Genomic DNA, 21,222 nt, shown 5'->3' on the forward strand with positions numbered 1-21,222 from the left:
TGAGCAGGCAAATGTAGCGGGTGATATCGCCAGTTTCAATACCGGGAATCAGGGATTTTAGAAAATTACCGGTTAGCGGCTACAAGAGACTTTGAATCAGAATAATTGTGAAATAAAATCGGGAAGGATTGCCTATGTTTGAATGCTTAAACCGATGTTACATGGACCTTCCGATCGCTTTTCCTGAAAACAGCAAATTTCAGAACCTCAAAAAATTCCAGGGCTCACCTGTGCTGTACATGCAGGAGGCTGTAGAAAAGTTTGGAGCTCCGGTAGACCTGAATTTGCCTATGGGTGATTTTGTGGTTACCAACTCACCAAAGCATGCACACAGAATACTGGCCACACATCAGGACAGGTATCAGAAAAGCAAGGGTTACCGGGAGATCGCACGGGTATTGGGCCATGGCCTGCTAACTGCGGATGGTGAGCAGTGGCACCAGCAACGCAAAGCACTTCAACCTTCTTTCCATAAAAATGACCTGAGAAAGTTGCTCCCCTCGGTCTGGAATACCGGAACATCCTTTATTCATGGCCTGCAACCCAACACCACACTCGACCTGAGTGAAGAGATGGGAAGGTTAACACTCAACGTATTGCTCAATTCGCTTATCAACTACCAGGATGAAGTGCTGAAAGAGAAAATGATTGCAGACGTGGTGTTTAGCCAGGAGTTCATAACGAACCGCATCCGCTCACCTTTTAAAGTGCCTGTATGGGTGCCTACAAAGCAAAACAGGCGTTACCATACGATGATGAAGGAGGTCAATGACCTGATCAGAAAGTGTGTCAGGGACAGGCAACAAGCAGGTCAGGATAAGTTTAACGATATTCTTACCGTGCTGATGCAGCACCATGACCCTGACGCTGAGTTCATGAAAATAAGAGATGAGCTGATGACTTTCTTTATTGCAGGACATGAAACCTCTGCATTAGGTCTGGCCTGGGGCTTTCATATGCTGGCACACCACCCTGAGGTACAGCAAAAACTATATGATGAAGTTAAGGGAATAGAAAAACTTGAAGATATTGATCTCATCAATTTTTCTAACACCGAATATCTTCAACTGACTGTTAAAGAGGTTTTACGCAGGCATCCGCCCATCTGGAACATTGTAAGGATGGCCAGGGAGGAGGATGAGCTGGATGGGTACAGGATTGCTAAAGGAAAGCAGGTGATGCTTAACATTTACCTGATCCATAACAATAATGAATATTGGGACGCTCCCGAAAGCTTTAACCCGGAGCGGTTTAAGGCACTGTCTCTGAAAGACAAATTACAATACATGCCTTTCGGGGCCGGTCCGCGATTTTGCATTGGCAACAACTTCGCCATATTTGAAATGATGATCCTTATGCTGCAACTGGTAAAGGCGTTTGAGTTAATTCCTTTAACAGACAAGAATGTAGGCTTTAACCCTTTATTAACGCTCAGGCCTGAGCAGCCTTTGAACGTTCAACTGAAGGCAAGGCAGTAGGCTCATCACCATCCTGTTTATTATTGCTCCGGAAACTGGCCTCTGAGAAATTCGGGGAACTTCTGTATCGATCCCTTCAGTTTCAAAGTATTTTCTTTCCGCTCATTTTCATTCTTAATGTGGTTGTTGTAGCTCATGAAAAGATAATAAGCCAGTACCCTGTTGTAATGATCAAGGTCCTCATCGTCCATCATAGATAACATAGCGCTTACAACCTCTTCCTTATTATTTGATTCTGCCAGGGCACGCCCTACCCTGCCGACACTTCCGTAGTAATGATTCTCCGCAGGGTTTTCCACTCTTAGAGCAATACCAAACATCAGGTCTGTTACATTGATGTTGAGCTCTTCCAGCTCCCTGAGGTAGGTTTTTCTTTGGCTCCAGGCATAGCTGCCATCGGATGCCCTGTCGAAGCGGTCGTTCATGATATCCAGGTGGGCTTTCAGGAATATCTCCCAATGGGTGGTTTCAGCGGATAACATGGCAATATTTACGGCATGCTCTCTCGGTCGGCTGTCCTGACTGCAATAGCCAACCACATGGGTACTTCTCATGTTGTCCAGTAATTTTTCCTGCTTCTTTAAGGATAAACTCTGCCAGTTCCCGGGCATATCAACCCACCCATTCTTTGTATCTTCTTTTAGCTTTAGTGTAGTTGTATCGGTTAAACAATCGGCGTACCCTATCATTTGGGCATATTGAAGTGGAAGGGGCTGGCGCTGCAATGGCCTGGTGACGTAAAATCCCTGGAGAGACTCTTCCCAATAGTCAGATTTTTTGGTGTGTGAGAACAGCCACGGGTTGGAAAGGTCTCCTTTCAGCAACGGTGATTTTTTTTCCATACGGTGGTCGTGGCCATAATGCTCTCCCAGACTGACTTCACTGATTTCGATCACATCTCTTCCCTTATAGTCTTCATACTCAAACTTAACCAATAGCAGATCACTCCTAATGGAAGCTTCAGGGTACTTTTCCTGAAATTCCTCAAATGGAATATTGGCTTTAACATCTTCCCGCGCCTCTCTTACCCTGTCTCCCGAAAGGTGAAAATAGTGGCCTGTAGTTTGGCTTTGGCTGTAAAATGTTTTATTGAGATCGCAGCTTTGGAAGGACAGGTTTAACGAATCGACGATAAACCTGAGCTTGTCCATAGTAGATTCGTTGTAGATCAAGCCATTGGAGTATGTGGTAAACTCCGGTGGCTGGGTATAGGCATGTCCTGAGAATAGAATGATCAGGCATATCAGAGCTGAGTTTTTCATAATAGACTGAAGTTAGTTTAACATTTATTATGATGATGCAGTTTACCACCATAATCCATAAACTCTTAATAGTCACTTAGCTCTGATTGTGATTTTAATATAGCTAACTATAATTTTCCATCAAAATATATTGTACAGGTACATTTTCAGTAAGCCATACGTCGTTGTCTGACCGGTAGAATTCATAGCCATCATTATGCATGGCTTTTGCTTTTATGGTCAGTACTACAGGTTTGCCGTGCCTCTGTCCTACGTTGATAGCAGTTTCTACATCCAGGCTGAGGTGTACATGGTGCCTCGATCCTTTGCTGATCCCGGTTTTAAATATATTTCCGGTATTCTGCCGGGCTGTTCCGTGATAAAGGACCTCTGGTGGTTCAACCGCACAATATCCAAGGTCTACCTGGATAGAGTGCCCCTGGCTGGCCCTGATCCTGGTCCGGTCTTCATTAAACTTAAAGCGCTTTTTGTTATTGTTCTCTACGATCAGGTTCAGCGTTTCCATGTCGATGCGTTTCTGGCGGGCATTCATTTTTTCCAGAAGCTCGTTAACGTCTGCCCACCCTTCCTGGTCAAGTTCAAGCCCGATGGTTTCGGGTTTATGTCTTAGTACCAAACTGATAAATTTGCTCAGCCTGGTATGTTGTTTTTCATCTATCATTTTTGTTAATCTTAATTTGTATTTTGTTTTAAACCTTTCTTATTGGCCAGAGGTTTAAATTTCTGCTTACGAAATTTGGATGGTAGGGTTGGGTGAAGCAGGTTTTTCGAGGTTAATTTCATGATATGCCTAAGGTTAAAGTTATTTTTTATTTAAGGCTAAGGTGCCTGCTTTCTAATCTAGCTTGCAGGTTGGGATAGCAAGCTTTACTAATCCTTAAAGGCTTAGTAAAGCAGGAGTTAACATCGGTTTTCTTTTTAGGAGGGATTCCTGGTATTTTCATTGATTGGCGTTAAAAATAACACTTCCGCGGCATTTCAGCTTACATACCCTTCGACATTATACAGACCTGACTTATGAGGTACTCTTAACCTCGGAACTCATTATTAAGTATGCAGTCAAACGTCTATGCACTGCCATATCCTGGAGGCCCTGAATATTTTCTACGAAGTTTTGTAGTGATATTCAAAGTACAAAACAGAAAATTTCAGGGTGACGGTTAGGATATTTTTTTAATTATTTCGTTCACCTGCTCATACCCCGGTCACGAACGAATTCATCAAACAGTCTCTGTTCCTCTTGCTGCTCTGGTGAAAGGTCGTCTAGGGTTTTATCGCTCATGCCTATGGGTGAGTAAAACTTCCATTTCCAGATTGGGCGGTGCTTGACGAAGATATGTTTTTCAAAAAATTCGTCGTGGATATAAACTCCAAGCCAAAACCTGCCTGCTACCACTGCAAGGGTCAACAAACCGAAGATGAGCAACCGTTTTTTCATAAAACAAGGCGGATACCGGCCTACTCGGCAATGATTACTTCAATATTGTTTTTCTCCAGAAACTCCCTGTCTTCACGCTCTATGTTGCTGTCGGTAATGATTTTGTCTATTTCGCTGAAACCACAGATAAAAGCAAGGCCTGACTTTTTGAATTTTGTGGAATCTGCCACTACGATCACTTCATCGGCTATAGTGATCATAATTTGGTTGAGGTACGCCTCCTCCATGTGGTGGGTGAACACTCCGATTTTGGGCTTAATGGCATCTACGCCCAGAAAGAGCTTATTGCAAAATAGCTGCTTAAAGTTTCTTTCTGCCATTGGCCCTACCAGCGACATGGAGAACTCTTTCAGGTAGCCGCCGGGCATGAAGACATCTATATTATCGTAATTTGACAGGTTGTTGACAATGTCAAGGGCATTGCTGATCACAGTAAGCTTTGAGAAGCCACCGAGGTTGTTGGAGATCTCGAAGGTGGTAGTGCCTGAGTCGAGTATAATGCTGTCTTCTTCCTGTATCAGTGAAGCCGCCTTTTTGCCAATGAGGCGTTTGAGGTCAAGGTTTATCTTCTTTTTTTCAGTTACCGTAAGGGTAATGTTGCTGGTTTTGAAAGCACCGCCATGTGCCCGCACAAGGAGCTTGTTCTGCTCCAGCCTGTCCAGGTCATTACGTATGGTAACTTCACTTACGCCGAGAGATTCACTCAGATCATTTACATTGACCTGTCCCTTCTCATCCAGAAGTTCTAGTATTTTCGATCTTCTTTCTGCCGTCTTTTTTGTTGCTCCTGTTTTGTCTTTCATGTTAAAACATAAATATAGAGGAATTTTAAGTAACCTTTGGCCATGCTCCTGCGCAATATACCATTAGTGTGAAAAAACAAAAAGAGCTGACCACGAAAGCCGGCTCTTTTTAATCTAAACAAACCTTAAACTATTTACTTGATCAGTACATTGGTAGTACCTGCTCCCTGCAGGGAAATGTCTACCGGTGCATTGGTCTTCCATCTGCCTCCGGTAAAATCGGGTACATCTATTGACATCGCCCTATTGGCTACAGATTTCTCACTCAGAAGGCCCACGACACTCCATAAGGCCGCATCATAAACATCCTGATCGAGGGCCAGGCCATTTCTGAGGCAATCTATCAGTCTCCAGTCCATGATGAAGTCCATACCTCCGTGCCCGCCTACCTTTTTGGCCAGGTCTCCCACCTTCTTCACAATTTCCGGCGTATACTCTTTCTCCAGTGCATTAAACTCTTTTTCATTAAGCCAGCTATGCCCCTTGGCAACTTTCTCCGGGCCGGGCCATTTTCTGGCAAACCCTTCCGTGCCGCTTACCAGATGGATCCTGGAATATGGGCGTGGTGAGCTCACATCATGCTGGATCATCATACTTCTCCCCTTTTTGGTCTTGATCATGGTGGTATTCATATTGCCCCGGAACTTATTCTGGGCAAATTCCGAGTATGTGCTATCTGTTTGGGCCAGTTCCGCAGCTCTTTGATGCATGGTAAAATCATTACTGGAGAGTGATGTCAGGTAATCCATCTGGTCGCCGCGGTTGATGTTCATGATCTGACAAATGGGTCCCAGTCCATGGGTAGGGTACAGATTACCGTCCCTGTAGGCATTTTCTTTCAGTCTCCACATGCTCTCATAGTAGGTCTTGCTGAAATTAAGGTCTACCAGGTTGTGAATGTAAGCTCCTTCGCCATGAATGATCTCTCCAAAGTAGCCTTGACGAGCCATATTCAATGTAAGTAATTCAAAGAAATCATAGCAGCAGTTTTCCAGCATCATGCAGTGTTTCCGCGTTTTCTCCGAGGTTTCCACCAACTGCCAGCATTCTTCCATGGTCTGGGCGGCAGGTACTTCCACGGCCACATGTTTACCGGCTTCCATGGCATAGACAGCCATCGGTGTGTGCCACTCCCATGGGGTAACTATATATACAAGATCGATATCATCACGATCTACCAATTCCTTCCAGGAGTAAGCCTTTCCGTAGTAGAGATCAGGGTTATGCTTGGTGCCCTTGAGCATCTGCTTTGTTTTCTCAGTTGCCTCCTGCCTCAGGTCGCAGAGGGCTTTGATCTCCACGCCTTCTATGTAGCTCATCCTTTTAACTGCTCCCGGCCCACGGTTGCCCAGGCCGATGAACCCGATCCTTACCTTATCCATTTTAGGGGCGGCAAAACCGGACATATTGAAACGTTCTCCCGAGCTTACGGTTTTCATAAGGGTGTTATCCTGCTTATCAAAGGCCATTAACCGGGTTCCCACAAAGCCAAGACCAGCCATAGAGGTAAGCTTGAGAAAGTTTCTTCTGCTATCTTTCATTTCTTAATGTGTTTTAAGTTTTGTAATGGTCACCCTGAAATCATTTCGTGGTAACTTTATCTAATGGGTTAAAAATGTCTTTTTCAAAACCGTATGTGTTTACGGCATTATCTCTGAATATTTTACTCAGCACCTCCTGAGGCAGGGCAAGCCCCCTAAATTCGCCTTCAAATTCCGGTGCCGTGAGTATCTTATCAGTGGCAAAGAAATCCCAATGCCTCTGCCACAGGTCGCTAAATCTGTCGTTCAATTCCTTGTCTGATAGTGTGCCGTCATCAATTACGTCCGTTCCATAAATGACGCGATCCTGATAGCGCATGAAAAAATCGCGCACTTTCTGATGATCATCCCTTGCCTGCAACTGCACATGGCATACACGCTCAGCAAGGTCGGTCATGGTGTTGGGGAACCTGTCCAGCAGGCCGGCCACTTCGTGCAGGTCCCATTCCATACTGAAAAGATGGAGACCGACGAATTTTAGCTCTTTATGCTTTTCAAGTACATTATTCCGGGCTTGCATCTGCTCTTCATACGAAGGGTACTCCGGATGAAGGTGCATATGGTATTCGGGATGCTGCTCAAAATATTGCCTGTCGGAGTTTACAGTCATTTTATCCAGTGGCAGCCAGCAGTTGCGTGGCTCACCCTGATGACCGATCAGTAATATATTTTTTTCAATCAAAAATTTATAAATGGGATCAAACCGCTCGTCATCCATCATTACAAAACGACCCTTTTCGTCTCTAAGCGCCTTGTCCATGCCGATGTTCTTCCACATTTTAACACCAACAGCTCCCTTGCTGATGCCATTATTGATCTGTCTCAGGACGTGGACAAGCCACTTATCCGTATTCCAGTACCGGTTGTCGAAACTGGTAATGTGGAGTACCCTGCCAGGATAAAGCGCCTGAAGCTCAAGGACAATCTGCTCCTGTTGTTCGAGGCTCTCAAAATCCGGAATGTCTGTATTGATAGATAAAAAAGCAGCATTGTGCCGGAGCGCCAGCTCCATCTTGGCCCTGGAGGTGGTATTCAAATGTACATGGGCATCAATGAACGATTTCAACATCCGACGAATTTTTCATGATCTTCAATTTACCTTTTACCAGCTCAGTGATCTGGCCGGTGGCCTTAGGGAATACTTTCCTAAGGTCTATCTCTGCATTGCCAGCCAACTCCATTTGCAGGGTTTGCATAAATATATTTTTGATTTCCGTGGCCAGGTTCACTTTACATATGCCATTAGAAATAGCTTTTTGGAGCTGATCTTCCGGCACACCTGAACCTCCGTGCAAAACAAGGGTTGCCGGTGTGACTTTCGCAATATTGGCGAGTAATTCTATATCAAGCTCCGGTCTTTTTTTATAAAATCCGTGTGCTGTACCAATCGCAACGGCCAAGGCATCCACTCCGGTAGCTTCCACAAACTGCTTTGCCTCGGCAGGCTGTGTAAAGCCCTGCCTGGCATGCGACTGCCCAAGTTTGGCTACGTAGCCCAGCTCAGCCTCCACATGAGCCCCATATTGCTCTGCCCTTTTCACCACTTCTCTGGTGATCTTTATATTTTCTTCGAATGGCAACTCACTACCATCGATCATTACGGAATCAAAGCCGGCATCGAGGCACCGCTGCGCCAGATCCACAGAACCCCCATGATCCAGATGCAGCCACCCTTCTACCCCAAACTGCCTGAGGCCGGCTCTTCCAAGCTTAACTGCGGTGTCAAGCCCCATATACTCAATTGAACTTTGTGTAAGTTGTAAAATCAAGGGTTCATTTAACTCCTGAGCAGCCTTAAGCACACCGTGAAGTGTCTCCAGGTTATAGAAATTGGTAGCCAATAAACCCCGTTTCTGTTTGGTAAAAAGCTGTAGCTTTTCTTTTATTTTCATCTTACTGCTATTTTGAACCATTTTTTAATATTGCCTGCATTCTCTCCTCAAGTGTAGCCCTGTCAGCAAAAGCCCCGGTACCGCCGGCGGCAGTAGTATTCAAAGCCCCCGCGAGGTTGCCATGTTTCAGGCAATCAGCCAGTGTGGCTCCTTTGAGGCAGTGATGTATAAAACCTGCGTTGAACGAATCTCCTGCCCCTATGGCATCTACAAACTGAGCGATTTTAAAGGCAGGCATTTCCGTACGTTGGTCGCCGCGAATACCTATGCTCCCCTTCTCCCCCAACTTCAAAGCAATGGTGTTGGCATGTGGCATGATCTGTCTCAATGCCTCCTCTGCATTATGGCTACCGGTCAGGGCCAGTAATTCCGCCTCATTAGGAAGAAAAATATCCACATAGGGCAGACAGGCCTGATGATCAAATTCCCATGTACCGGCCGGATCCCATTGCAGATCGAGAGAGGTAGTTACTCCACATGATTTGGCTTTTTTGAAAAGCTCAACGATATCATTCCTGAGCTTCTTCTGAATAAAGAAATTGGAAAGGTGCAGGTGTCTGAATTCATGTAAATTATCCCAAGGAATATCTTCCAGACCCAAGGCCTCCATAGCACCGCAAAAGGTAACATTGGCCCTGTCCTGATCGTAGTTCATCACTACGGTAGCCCCTGTTTTATGATTGGGCGACCTGGTGATCCTGGTGGTATCCACTCCCCTGCCCTGCAACTCCCCAAGGATGTAATCACCAAAATAATCACTCCCCAATTTGCCACAGAAGCTCGTACCAGCACCTAATGCGGCTATATTAGAAGCCATGATAGCCGATGAACTCCCCAGGGTCAGCGTCATATCATGGGCCAGTATCTCCTTTCCGATTTCAGGAACGGAAGGCATGCCGCTCATAATGAGGTCAACATTCAACTCTCCGACTACAAGAATATCCTTAGCTGCCATAAGCCATTACTTTTACTTTCACGTTTGGTAACAGAGATTCCACATCATCTATTTTCAACTGGCCGATGCCCTCAAAAAGGCAGTTGGCCGCGCCGCAGGCTACTGCATACCGCGCAATATCTTCCAATTCAAAGCCTTTGTGCACTGCATAGGCCATACCCGCCGTGAGGCAATCGCCACTACCCACGGTACTGATCACATGCTCAATATCAACATTCGCATGGACTACCTGATCATTATAGCTCAGCCATAGTCCATCAGCTCCTTTGGTAATGGCTACCAGCTCTACATGACGACTAAGCATAGCCAGAGCATTTTCAATATTACCAGCACCCAGAGCAAGGGCTTCGGTCTCGTTCAAGTGTATTCCGAAAAACCGCTGCTTTATAATAGGGGTAAGCTGAGCGCCGGAGCAATCCACTATAATTTTCTTCCCGGCACTTTCCGCCAGTTCGATGATCCCGGCACAGGCATTGGCGGGTGCTCCTTGAGGCCATGAGCCCGAAATACAAATGAGGTCGCTCTGAGGAAATTGATGATAGCAAACGTCCCTGAAACGGGCATAGCTGCTTTGTGAGAGTTCCGGTCCGGGTTCAAGAAGCTCCGTGTTGTTAAACCGGTCGTCCTGACTCCTGAAAGTATAGCACTTGCGGCTGGTACCTGACACGGTAATCCCTCCACAGGCTATTCCGGTCTCTTCGCACTTCTGCCTGATCCAACTCCCGCTATAACCGGCCCAGATCCCCAGCAAATTGGCATCTACTCCAAGCTCCTTCAGTGCCATGGCCACGTGAGTTCCTTTGCCTCCGGGGTACTCCTGCAATTTACCGATACGGTTTACCTGTCCGGATTCCAGTTGCTCCAGCCAGGCATAAGTATCAATAGAAGGATTCGGGCAAATACTCAATATCATTATTTCCCTTTTTTGTAAATGTTAACTCCTTTCACTACCCTGCTTATCGCTCCGGTAACGGATGGATTATCAGGGTCGAGGCCGAGGCTTAGTGATTTGTAATACCCCAGTAGCTGACCAACCAGCGTAACGGGAATAATCTGAAACTGATCTTCCTGATCTGTATTGAGCGATATCCATACTGAATTCGGGATCTCAGGATCTGACAAACCACCTACTGAAATTGACCTGATTTGCCTCGGGTCTTCCGCAATGTTTGCTGCAAGGTCCTTTTCGTATTTTAAAACATGGTCGCTGCCCGAAAATAGGTATACCATGAGTGTTTTATGATTGACCACAGCCCTTGGCCCGTGCCTGAACGCCAGGAAAGAGTCGTGTTTGCATATGACCTGACCGTCGGTGAGTTCCTGTAGCTTAAGGCTGCACTCTCTGGCTATCCCCAGCATTTCACCCGACCCCAGAAATACTGCACGCTCGAAGTCATCCGCGATGATACCTTCAAGAATGCTCTTATACTCAAAAATATATTTTGCCTGCTCAACCATTTTATCCAGTATGAGCTTCATTTTATCAAGGTTCTCCATATCTGCAATCAGCAGGATCGTTAACAGCATTGATGTAAAGCTGCCTGTCATGGCGAGGCTTTTATCATTGGTTTCTTCCGGAAGCACAAGGCTCAGGGTCTTGCCATTGGAGTACCCTGCCAACCGGCCATCTTTATTGCAGGTAATGATAAGATGGTAGACATTTTTATAATATTCATCAGCCAGAGTAACGGCTTCCATGCTCTCAGGACTATTGCCTGAGCGGGCAAATGAAACCAACAGCACCGGGGTACCATTAGTAAATAATACGTCAGGATGTGTTACAATATCAGTAGTTGGAACTGCTATGGTGGTCCTCCGCGTACTTTTCGCCACTATACTTTTTGCAGCTTCTCCTAAAAAAGCCGAAGAACCCGCTCCTGAAAGCACAATCCGGAGATCAGGATTTGACAATACCGGCAAAAGGAAATCTGTTATCTCTTGTCTCTTACCCTCAATAAAACCAAAAACTTTTCTCCATACACGGGGCTGGTTGAAAATTTCGTTTCCCGTGTTGATATCTATCTTTTTATTATTAACCGTGTCTATGGACATATTCTAATGATTCAAAGTATGTATCCGATCGAATTATTTCCAACAAGCGAGAATCTTCAGCCAATCCATAACCGATCGATGTTTCAAATAAAAAGAAATAAAACGAAATACAAAAAAGTTTCGTTATATTTATTTTTTATTACTTTTACGACAAACTAACAAAACAACGAAAGATTGAAAGCTACTTAAGCTTATGTTTATCATTGCATTGCATTAAAAATTCAAACCTGTATGATATCACTTTCCACACTTGATTATATATTATTAGGCAGTTTTTTCAGCATCACCCTTGTCATAGGCATACTGGTAGCAAGAAAATCAGGAAAAAGCTCATCAGACTATTTTCTTTCAGGGAAAACGATGCCGTGGTGGCTTTTAGGCCTGTCTATGGTCGCCACCACCTTTTCTACCGACACACCCAACCTTGTTACTGACATTGTGAGAAATAATGGCGTATCCGGCAATTGGGTCTGGTGGGCTTTTCTACTTACGGGACTGCTTACCGTTTTTATTTATGCCAGATTGTGGAGAAAATCGAATGTAACCACTGACATTGAGTTTTACGAATTGCGCTACGGCGGCAAACCTGCCCGGTTTCTGCGCGGCTTCAGATCTGTTTACCTGGGGGTGATCTTCAATATTTTAGCCATGTCGGCAGTTACGTTGGCTGCCATTAAAATTGGCCAGATCATGCTGGACCTGAGCCCTTTGCAAACGGTAGGTATTGCAGGGCTCGTGACCGTTATTTTCAGTGCTGCAGGTGGTTTTAAAGGTGTTGTATATACAGATTTTTTGTTATTCTTTGTCGCGATGGCAGGGAGCATTGGTGCTGCTTACTACTGTGTAAATTTACCGGAGGTAGGCGGCATCAGCCCCTTGCTTAATCATGAAAATGTAGCCGGCAAACTCAATATACTACCTGACCTGAGTGACACAAATGCTTTAATAACGCTACTAATCATTCCTCTTGCCGTGCAATGGTGGAGTGCCTGGTATCCGGGAGCTGAGCCGGGAGGTGGCGGCTATATTGCACAACGGATGCTGGCCGCAAAAAATGAGAACCATGCGGTGGGCGCAACCTTTTTCTTCAACATATTACATTATGCCCTGCGTCCATGGCCCTGGATACTGGTTGCACTGGCCTCCCTGGTCCTTTATCCGGATATTGCCAGCATACAACAGGCTTTCCCCAACATCAGCCCAGACAAACTGGGCCATGACCTGGCCTACCCCGCCATGCTGACCAAGCTACCCAATGGCCTGCTCGGACTTGTACTTACTTCATTGATAGCCGCATACATGTCTACCATCTCCACCCACCTCAATTGGGGCTCTTCTTACATCGTCAATGACTTTTACCTGCAATTCATCGATAAGGAAGCCTCGCAAAAAAGGCTGGTAGCCGTTGGAAGGGTTTCAACTATATTACTGATGGTTGTAAGTGCAGCATTAGCACTGGTTTTAAACAATGCATTGCAACTCTTCAACATCATACTGATGTTTGGGGCCGGCACCGGCCTGATCTTTATTCTACGCTGGTTTTGGTGGCGGATCAACGCCTGGAGTGAGATTATCGCTATGTTCTCATCAGGCCTTATTTCAATCTTAATTAATTTCACTTCGCTTGGAACACAACTATTTGGCGGCACATCAGCCGCCGGAGAGCCAATAAATGGCCTTATGCCTGACTGGGCTGCTTATCCGGTAGTGGTATTGTTCACAACGGCCGCATGGCTGATCACCACACTAGCAACCCGGCCTGAAACTGATCAGACTTTATTCAGCTTCTATAAAAAGGTACAGCCGGGAGGCCCGGGATGGAAAAAGATTGTCTCCCACGCGGAGACATCAGGGCACCGCATTAGCTCTTCTGATCAATCATGGAGTGTCCCGTCGGGTATTATTGCCATGCTTTTGGGCTGCCTGATCGTTTATGGCGCGCTGTTCGCCACGGGCTATTGGATCTATGGGATGCATACCAAAGCCATGATACTTAGCAGTGTGGTCGTTTTTGGCGCGTATCTGCTTTGGAGGGTTTGGAGTAGGATCAAGGAGCGGGTGTTTTAGGGCAGAGATTTCATTGTGACCAGGAGAGTGCAGGCAAGTCGTAGAGTCCTCTTCGAGAGACTCTACCCGGAAATCAGTGTTTTGGGATGGTTAGGCTGGCGGAAAACACCCTCCGGTCTACGACCATCTCCCTCGAGGGAGGAGTTGTGTAGTGCAAGGATTTTGCTTGGTAGAACAAAGGAAAGTTTTGTTTAAGAATATAGAGGCGTCAGACCGGTGACATGTCTTATTAGAGATCAAAAAAGAATAACTTTCTGATATTGCAATTAATCCCCAAAAACCCGTCAAAGCCTGTCGAAACACACGTCATTTGCATAATGTCAGAGGTATGCAAAACTAAAATATTGTGCATCCGAATGCCGTAGATCCCTCTACGAGAGACTCTACTGGGACGTTAGAAGAAGAAATGGTTAGCGCGACGGAGAACAAGGGAGTTTTGCTGAAGATATAGAAATGTTAAATCGGGCGACATTTCTCGTCGAGTAGTCAAGGAACAACTCTCAGATGTTGTGATTTATTCTCCAAATACTCTTCGAATACCCTCGAAACGCCGTGTCTTCCTGAAATTTTCTTTTGCGCACTCAAAAATCACCACCGGACTTCATAGAAAATATTCAGTATCTCCCCGATCGGGGCAGTGCCCGAACTCTGGACTGCACACTTAATCAGGGTATCCCGGATTCTTACCCGACTACCATCGGGGTGCGTCCGGGATGACTTGAGTGGGATTGCATTGGAACATCCATACCTCTGGCTTAGTTTATAGCACCAAAGCAAAGCACAACTTTCTTTACTTTCGAATTTGAATAAAGAAATAAAACGAAAGAAAAAAAGTTTCATTATTTTTTATTAATTCATATTATTTCTATATTGTCGAAAGATTAAGAAAGAATTAAGCGTTTTTAAGGTCTTGATTTTCAATAAAAAGCAACGAAATAAAAGATTTAAGAAGACAATTACTTTCATAGTCTTTAAAAGGAAAACTTAAAACAACCGATTAATCTTTTAACCCATTTGATTATGAGAAAATTAACGCTCATGCTACTTTGCTTTTCTATATTCTCTGCTTCTTATGCTCAGGAGCAAAGGGTATCAGGAAAGGTACTGGATGCAGAAACAGGCACTTCCATGCCGGGAGTCAGCGTACTGGTGAAAAACACTACACGGGGTGTAGTTACTGATGTTGACGGCCAGTACACTATCAATGTAGACCCCTCTTCTACATTGATATTCAGTTTTATAGGATATGAAACATTAGAAACGCAGGTGGGCAACCGCACCTCGCTGGATGTTACTTTAACGCCTTCTATCTCTGAGTTACAGGAAATAGTGGTGGTAGCTTACGGCAATAAAAAGAAAGCCGATGTGACTTCATCGGTCACTAGCATTGATGGCGGAGAGCTCACTGATGTGACTTCCCCGGATGTATCGACTATGCTACAGGGAAAAGCTGCGGGTGTACAGGTAGTTACAGGATCAGGGCAGCCCGGATCCATGCCGGTGATCCGTATCCGGGGTATAGCCTCACTCAATGGCAATGTTGACCCGCTATGGGTTGTTGATGGTGCTATTTATCATGGCACGCCTAACCTCAACCCTAATGAAATACAATCCATCTCGGTACTCAAGGACGCTTCGGCAACAGCACTCTATGGCTCACGAGGTGCCAACGGTGTGATAGTAGTCACCACTACCCAGGCGGAAACAGGAAAAAGCAAGCTGTCGCTTTCTACTCGGACAGGTTACAGCTATTTCAATCAGGGCAACTTTGAGGTCATGAATTCTGCCCAGCTTTATGATTACTATGGCCAGTTTGCCAATCCTTCAAGCATACCCACCGAAATCACTGATGACGTGCTAAAAACTGATTTCAACTGGATCGAAAATGGCACACAAACCGGTGTGGTGCAAGACCATACGCTGGCTTTTTCAGCAGGAACAGACAAATCAAAAACTTTCATATCCCTGGGTTATTATGACGAAACCGGTACGGTGAAGGGGTATGAGTATGACCGGCTGAGCTTCAGGCTAAATCACGACTATAACGTGAGTGAGCGCCTGACTCTTAAACCCAAGATCGCTGCAAACTATAGCAAAAGGGACAACAAACAGCATTCTTTATATCAAATGTATACTAACCTGCCCTGGGATGCTGCCTATGAAGAAGACGGCACCATTATCAACCCTCAGGACCAGGGTGTGACCTGGTATGGCCGCGACAGGAGTAATTACCTCTACGACCTGCAATGGAACTATTCGGAAGGTACTTCATTCAATCTGTTTTCCAACTTTGACGTCGAGTTTGACATCTTGCAGAACCTGACCTTCATCTCTACCAATAACATCACGCTTTATGGCAGTGACAGCAAGTCATACACTGATCCGGCTTCTAATTCCGGCGAGGCCAATAACGGAGAGCTTTACACTTACTCAGCCAAACGGATCACAAGGTTCACCAACCAGATGCTCAGGTATTCCAAATCATTTGGATCACACAATCTCAATGCCCTGGTAGCTTATGAGTACAACGACTATGTGTTTGAAGATCTGGGGGCGACAGGCTATGGCATTATTTCAGGCACGGAAATTCTCAATAATGCCGCCAAGCCTGCCGATGTCAACGGGTTTAAGAATGATTATGCCCTGCAATCATTCCTGTTCAATACGGATTACTCGTATGACAACCGTTACCTCGCCCAGTTTTCCATCAGAAGGGATGGAGCCTCAAACTTTGGAAGAAACAACCAATATGGTACCTTTTATTCTTTCAGCGCCGGCTGGAACATCCACAACGAGGCATTTTTTGATGTAGCAGCGATCAACTCCCTGAAGTTGAGAGGAAGTTATGGTGCGGTAGGAAACCGGCCAAGCTCTCTCTACCCGCAATATGACTTGTACAACCTCAGCAACACCTACAATGGTGCGCCTGTAACCACTCCTTCGCAGTTGGGCAACGATGACCTGTCATGGGAAAAGTCGTACCAGACGAATATCGGTATCGATGCTTTCCTTTTCGAAAGGGTTAATTTCTCGGTAGAGTATTACAACAAAAACACTTCTGACCTGCTCTATTTCGTCACTTTACCTTCCGCTTCCGGTTACACGGGTTATTGGGAAAATATTGGTGGCGTGAAGAATACGGGTATCGAAACCATGGCATCGGTGGATATTTTTAAAGATGGCGACTTTACCTGGAACGTAGGATTCAATATCGGCTCTAACAACAATGAGATCACGGAGCTATATGAGGACCAGGAAATAGACCGGGGAAGGAATGTTTCCCGTGTTGGTGAGGATTTCAACTCATGGTTTTTAAACAAATGGCTCGGTGTAGACCCTGAAACCGGGGCTCCTTTGTGGGAGGTAGTAGACCCTGAAACCGGCGAAGTTTCTGAAACTACGGACTGGAACGAAGCTACAAAGCAAATTGTAGGCACTTCTTCTCCTGACTTCTACGGAGGTTTCAATACCAGACTGGGCTACAAAGGCCTTACCCTGTCGGCAAACTTTGCTTTCTCGAAAGGTGGCAAGATCTACAATGCCAGCCGCGAGCTCTATGACTCTGACGGCGCTTACCCTACATACAACCAGCAGGTGCTTGCCGATGACTGGAGCCGCTGGGAAAAGCCGGGCGACCAGGCCACTCACCCTCAGGCTTTCTATGGTGGCAACAACTTGTCGAACAAAACCTCTTCCCGGTACCTGGAAGATGGCAGCTTCCTGAGAATGAGAAATATCCGCCTGGGCTATACACTGCCCACCGGACTGATCAGCAAGCTTAAAATGAGCACGGCGGAAATCTATGTATCTGGCGACAACCTGCTGACTTTCACCAAATTCACTGGCATGGACCCGGAGGTGGGTATTGAAGGAGTTTACTCTAACCTGTACCCTGTATCACGACGTGTAGCTGTCGGCCTGAACATTTCATTCTAATCCAAAACATGAACAAGATGAAAAAATTATCTCTACTCATATTACTTTCTTCCATCTTCGTGGCTTGTGAGCTTGAACGGTTTCCGTACGACTCCGTAGCCTCGGAAGAGTTATTTGAAAACGAAGGCGGCCTGGAGTCAGCAACTTTGGGCACTTATGCCATTCTTAAGGGTGATGCTGATGGCAATGGTTTCGCGCCTCAATTATTCAGGCTCAGTGAATATCCGGGAGACAATGTGTCTTTAAGCGGAAACACGACCGACCCGCTCTTCTATTCTTATAACTATCAGAATATAACCACTAACAACCGGTCAAACAACATGTGGACGGCGGCATATCAGGCAGTAGTGGGCTGCAATAAAGTGATAGAGCTGGCGCAGGAAGGTGAATCTCCGGAAAGAGACCAATTGATCGGTGAAAATTATTATCTCCGTGCCCTTATTTATTTTCAGATGGTCAACATTTACGGAAGGCCGTACAGCCAGGGTACTGAAAACCTTGGAGTGCCCTTAAAACTAACTTCTGAAATTGATGATTTGCCTGACAGGCATACTGTAGGCCAGGTATACGAACAGATCGTAAAAGACCTGCTAAAAGCTGAGGTGCTGATGACTATACCCAAAACCAATGCATATGCTACCAAAGAGGCTGCCCAGGCACTGCTTTCAAGGGTGTTTCTTTACATGGAGGATAACCAAAGGGCAATCGACTATGCAGATAAGGTAATTGCTTCAGGGAATTACAGCCTGATCCCTAATTCGAACCTGGAAGATTACTTTAAACTGGCACCAGAGGATAACTCTGAAACCATATTCTGCTTCAGGTACCAGGAAGAGTCGGACTACAACCATGGCTGGTATACGGTGGGTTCTCTTTTTGCCAACATCAAAGGTACGGGTTGGGGAGAAATGTACGCCTCAAGCACTTACCTCGACCTGATCAACAGGCACCCGGAAGACGCCCGGAAAGGGTTTATTGATCCACAGTACATCCTGGATGACAATGGGGATAAGATACCCGTCGTTTACTGGGTTGATGCGGATTATAAATATCAGTTCAGGCTTACTTTTGAAGACGGCGGCTCAACATTCTTTACAGATAATAATGTCGATTACGAAGTGCAGTCTGAAGAGGTCAATGGGCGCACGCTTCATTTCTACATCAATGCTTCTGCGGAAAAAGTATACGTCACCAAAGGCTATGACCTGTATAAGCGTAATGGTTTTCCTAAGTTCTACGTTCTCAAAACTTCGCTCCAGGAGGATGTGGCCCAGCTTTGGTCCCCGGTAGTTTCTAGGCTTGGGGAGATGTACCTGAACAAAGCTGAGGCTTATGCTAAAATGGGTGATGATGCCCTGGCTCTTGAAAATATCAACATCATCAGGGAAAGGGCCGGTATACCTGCATACAATGGCGTAGGTGAACTTCCGGCCGGCACTACTGTGCTGGATGCTGTACTGGAAGAGCGCAGGCTTGAACTGGCTTTTGAAGGCCATAGAAAATTCGATGTTTTCAGAAACAACAGAACGATGAACAGAAGTTATCCGGGTTCTCACCTGAACGGAAGCAATCCGTACTACCAGGTATTGCCCACCGATGATCGTGTAATAGAGTACATCCCTGAAAGCCAGATCATCGTACAGCCTACGCTGAAACAGAATGATTAAAATAAACCATTTATAAATTTCAACCACCGGGGTTGCCTGACTGACATTTCTATCACTTGATAAGAAAGATCAGTCGGGCAACCTTCACAAACCTATTTACCATGAACACCTTTAAACCAACATCTTGCTTTATGGCATTTATTATTTCACTTTTTCTGTTCTTTTCCTGCTCACCGGACAGCGACACTCCTGTACCTGATACTGAGGAAGAAAGCGCACAAAACAACAAGCCGCTGGCGTTGAACATCAGCATACCTCCGGGAGGCAATAGCTGGGTCGTCAATGATATTGAAGAAAACAGCTCCATCATCTCTGATGCGGGAATCCATAACTGGACAAACGAGGCCAACATCATCCGAACTTATTTTAAAGTTTATGCTACTGGTATTTTGAATGTGGGGTTAAATGCCAAGGCTCCAACAGGGGCTTCTACATTAAAAGTAACGATAGGAAGCCAGTCCAGGGAAATTACCATCAGCAATACCAACTACAAAAACATTGAGGTCGGCACATTTGACATCGCTGAAACCGGGTATCACTATATTGAAATTGAGTGCACCAGCAAATCATCCAACTATATAGCTGATATTAATGATGTCCTGATCGGCGGGCCTGCCACTTCATCGGATGTAACTTATGTTAAGGATGAATTCTATTGGGGACGGAGAGGCCCATCTGTTCATCTGAGCTATCAACTGCCTCAGGGCAAGGATATTTTGTGGTTTTATAATGAGATCACCGTACCCCAGGGGCAGGATGTTATCGGCTCCTATTTCATGGCCAATGGCTTCGGACAGGGATATTTCGGCATGCAGGTAAACTCTGAAACTGAAAGACGCGTACTGTTTTCAGTTTGGAGTCCGTACGACACGCAAAACCCGGATGAAATACCGGAAGATTATAAAATCATACTGCTGGGCAGCGGTGAGGGTGTTACTATCGGTGAGTTCGGCAACGAAGGCTCCGGCGGACAAAGCTATAAGGTATTTGACTGGCAGGCCGGAACCAAGTACAAATTCCTGCTCAAAGGTGAGCCTGCACCAAATAATTCTACTGATTACACTGCCTATTTCTATGCTCCCGAAACCGGGGAATGGAAACTGATCGCCAGCTTTAGAAGGCCATATACAAGCACTTACCTGACCAATTTCCATTCGTTTCTGGAAAATTTTAACACCACAACGGGCTTCATTTCCCGCAAGGGCGAGTATACTAACCAGTGGGTGTATGACACCGGCGGTCAATGGCATGAGCTGACCCAGGCTAGATTTACTGCCGATGCCACCGCTCGTAAGGGCAACAGGCTCGATTATGCCGGAGGCGCCAGTGGCAATACGTTCTTTATGAAGAATTGTGGCTTTTTCAGCGACAATACCACCATAGACACGAACCACAGCAGAACTGGCAATGGTTCAGCTCCCAATATAGACTTTTCACAACTGGAGGTGCCTTCTTTGCCGGAAGAGCCTGTCTATCTTGATAAGGCTGCCTGGAGTGTGATTGATTTCAGCTCTGAGGCTACCAGCGGCGAAGGTTCCAACGGTTTGGCTTCTTTAGTGCTTGATGATGATGCGGCCACTTACTGGCATAGCTGCTGGTCTGGCTGCGATCAGACTTACTCCTACCCACATCACATCACTATTGATCTGGGCAGCTCTTCTACGGTTGATGGCATTCATTTCATACAGCGTGATGGCTCGCGAAAGGTAAAGGACATTGAAATTTTAGTAAGTGCCGATAACAGCAACTGGCAAAGCCTGGGCGATTATGTTTTGGCCGAAACTGCTGCTTCCCAGCATATTGACCTGCCGCAGAGTGCGACTTTCAGGTATTTGAAGGTAGTGATGAAATCGGCCCATGACGGTGCTGGTTTTGCTGCTATGGCGGAGATTGGTGGGTATGTCAGGAATTGATTGTATCGTCTTTGTGATGGGTACGACTGGTGGATGGTGGCTGGGCTGTCTCTGTTTTGAGGTTACTATTTCTGTCACTGCTTCGGAACTGTAAATTGACCGTCATCGCGATGAGAGAGGTACGAACGAAGAAGCGATCTCCTCATTATTAGGTGTACTACGTTAGGTTCTGGCACTGCCTCGATCATCGAGATCCCTGATATTTTCAATAATGTGGC

At 45.7% G+C, this 21,222-nt stretch carries 15 protein-coding genes; 5 read left to right on the forward strand and 10 right to left on the reverse strand.

Going from position 1 to position 21,222, the window contains the following annotated elements; translation table 11 throughout:
- Positions 1–161 precede the first annotated feature (161 nt).
- Positions 162–1,478, forward strand: coding sequence for a cytochrome P450 (locus tag E1163_RS22160; RefSeq protein WP_185156178.1), 1,317 nt, complete (start codon positions 162–164; stop codon positions 1,476–1,478).
- Between the two features lie 20 nt (positions 1,479–1,498).
- Here the strand turns inward: E1163_RS22160 and E1163_RS22165 are convergent, their stop codons facing one another.
- The 10 genes from E1163_RS22165 to E1163_RS22210 form a co-directional block, all read right to left on the reverse strand.
- Positions 1,499–2,740: a hypothetical protein gene (locus tag E1163_RS22165; protein ID WP_155174660.1), complete on the reverse strand. Its 1,242-nt coding sequence runs from the start codon at positions 2,738–2,740 to the stop codon at positions 1,499–1,501.
- A gap of 103 nt (positions 2,741–2,843) precedes the next feature.
- A complete protein-coding gene (locus E1163_RS22170; protein ID WP_155174661.1) occupies positions 2,844–3,401 on the reverse strand; it encodes an RNA 2'-phosphotransferase in 558 nt (185 codons plus the stop codon).
- Between the two features lie 525 nt (positions 3,402–3,926).
- Positions 3,927–4,178 carry a hypothetical protein gene (locus tag E1163_RS22175; RefSeq protein WP_155174662.1) on the reverse strand — a complete coding sequence of 84 codons (252 nt, stop codon included), beginning with the start codon at positions 4,176–4,178 and terminating at the stop codon, positions 3,927–3,929.
- A 20-nt stretch (positions 4,179–4,198) separates the two neighbouring features.
- Positions 4,199–4,981, reverse strand: coding sequence for a transcriptional repressor AgaR (gene agaR / locus E1163_RS22180; RefSeq protein WP_155174663.1), 783 nt, complete (start codon positions 4,979–4,981; stop codon positions 4,199–4,201).
- A 134-nt stretch (positions 4,982–5,115) separates the two neighbouring features.
- Positions 5,116–6,522 carry a Gfo/Idh/MocA family protein gene (locus E1163_RS22185; protein ID WP_155174664.1) on the reverse strand — a complete coding sequence of 469 codons (1,407 nt, stop codon included), beginning with the start codon at positions 6,520–6,522 and terminating at the stop codon, positions 5,116–5,118.
- A 40-nt stretch (positions 6,523–6,562) separates the two neighbouring features.
- Positions 6,563–7,591, reverse strand: a complete 1,029-nt coding sequence (locus E1163_RS22190) for an amidohydrolase family protein (RefSeq protein WP_155174665.1) — start codon at positions 7,589–7,591, stop codon at positions 6,563–6,565.
- Positions 7,572–8,414, reverse strand: a complete 843-nt coding sequence (locus E1163_RS22195) for a class II fructose-bisphosphate aldolase (protein ID WP_155174666.1) — start codon at positions 8,412–8,414, stop codon at positions 7,572–7,574. The genes E1163_RS22190 and E1163_RS22195 overlap by 20 nt, the downstream gene beginning before the upstream one ends.
- A gap of 7 nt (positions 8,415–8,421) precedes the next feature.
- On the reverse strand, positions 8,422–9,369 hold the full coding sequence (locus E1163_RS22200) for a carbohydrate kinase family protein (RefSeq protein WP_155174667.1): 948 nt from the start codon (positions 9,367–9,369) through the stop codon (positions 8,422–8,424).
- Positions 9,359–10,282 carry a 1-phosphofructokinase family hexose kinase gene (locus E1163_RS22205; protein ID WP_155174668.1) on the reverse strand — a complete coding sequence of 308 codons (924 nt, stop codon included), beginning with the start codon at positions 10,280–10,282 and terminating at the stop codon, positions 9,359–9,361. The genes E1163_RS22200 and E1163_RS22205 overlap by 11 nt, the downstream gene beginning before the upstream one ends.
- Positions 10,282–11,421, reverse strand: a complete 1,140-nt coding sequence (locus E1163_RS22210) for an SIS domain-containing protein (protein WP_155174669.1) — start codon at positions 11,419–11,421, stop codon at positions 10,282–10,284. Before E1163_RS22210 ends, E1163_RS22205 begins: the two co-directional genes overlap by 1 nt.
- A 234-nt stretch (positions 11,422–11,655) precedes the next feature.
- On the opposite strand from E1163_RS22210, the gene E1163_RS22215 reads away from it, so the two are divergent.
- From E1163_RS22215 to E1163_RS22230, 4 genes are all read left to right on the forward strand, one after another.
- The gene (locus tag E1163_RS22215) at positions 11,656–13,488 is read left to right on the forward strand and encodes a sodium:solute symporter family protein (RefSeq protein WP_343033920.1); all 1,833 of its coding nucleotides are present in this window, start codon (positions 11,656–11,658) and stop codon (positions 13,486–13,488) included.
- Positions 13,489–14,508: 1,020 nt separating this feature from the next.
- Positions 14,509–17,424, forward strand: a complete 2,916-nt coding sequence (locus tag E1163_RS22220; RefSeq protein ID WP_155174671.1) for a SusC/RagA family TonB-linked outer membrane protein — start codon at positions 14,509–14,511, stop codon at positions 17,422–17,424.
- A 17-nt stretch (positions 17,425–17,441) separates the two neighbouring features.
- On the forward strand, positions 17,442–19,091 hold the full coding sequence (locus E1163_RS22225; protein WP_155174672.1) for a RagB/SusD family nutrient uptake outer membrane protein: 1,650 nt from the start codon (positions 17,442–17,444) through the stop codon (positions 19,089–19,091).
- A 131-nt stretch (positions 19,092–19,222) separates the two neighbouring features.
- Positions 19,223–21,004, forward strand: a complete 1,782-nt coding sequence (locus E1163_RS22230; protein WP_185156179.1) for a DUF3472 domain-containing protein — start codon at positions 19,223–19,225, stop codon at positions 21,002–21,004.
- The last annotated feature ends 218 nt before the right edge of the window (positions 21,005–21,222 follow it).

Source organism: Fulvivirga kasyanovii, assembly GCF_009711405.1.
In the GTDB taxonomy this organism is placed as follows: Bacteria; Bacteroidota; Bacteroidia; order Cytophagales; family Cyclobacteriaceae; genus Fulvivirga; species Fulvivirga kasyanovii.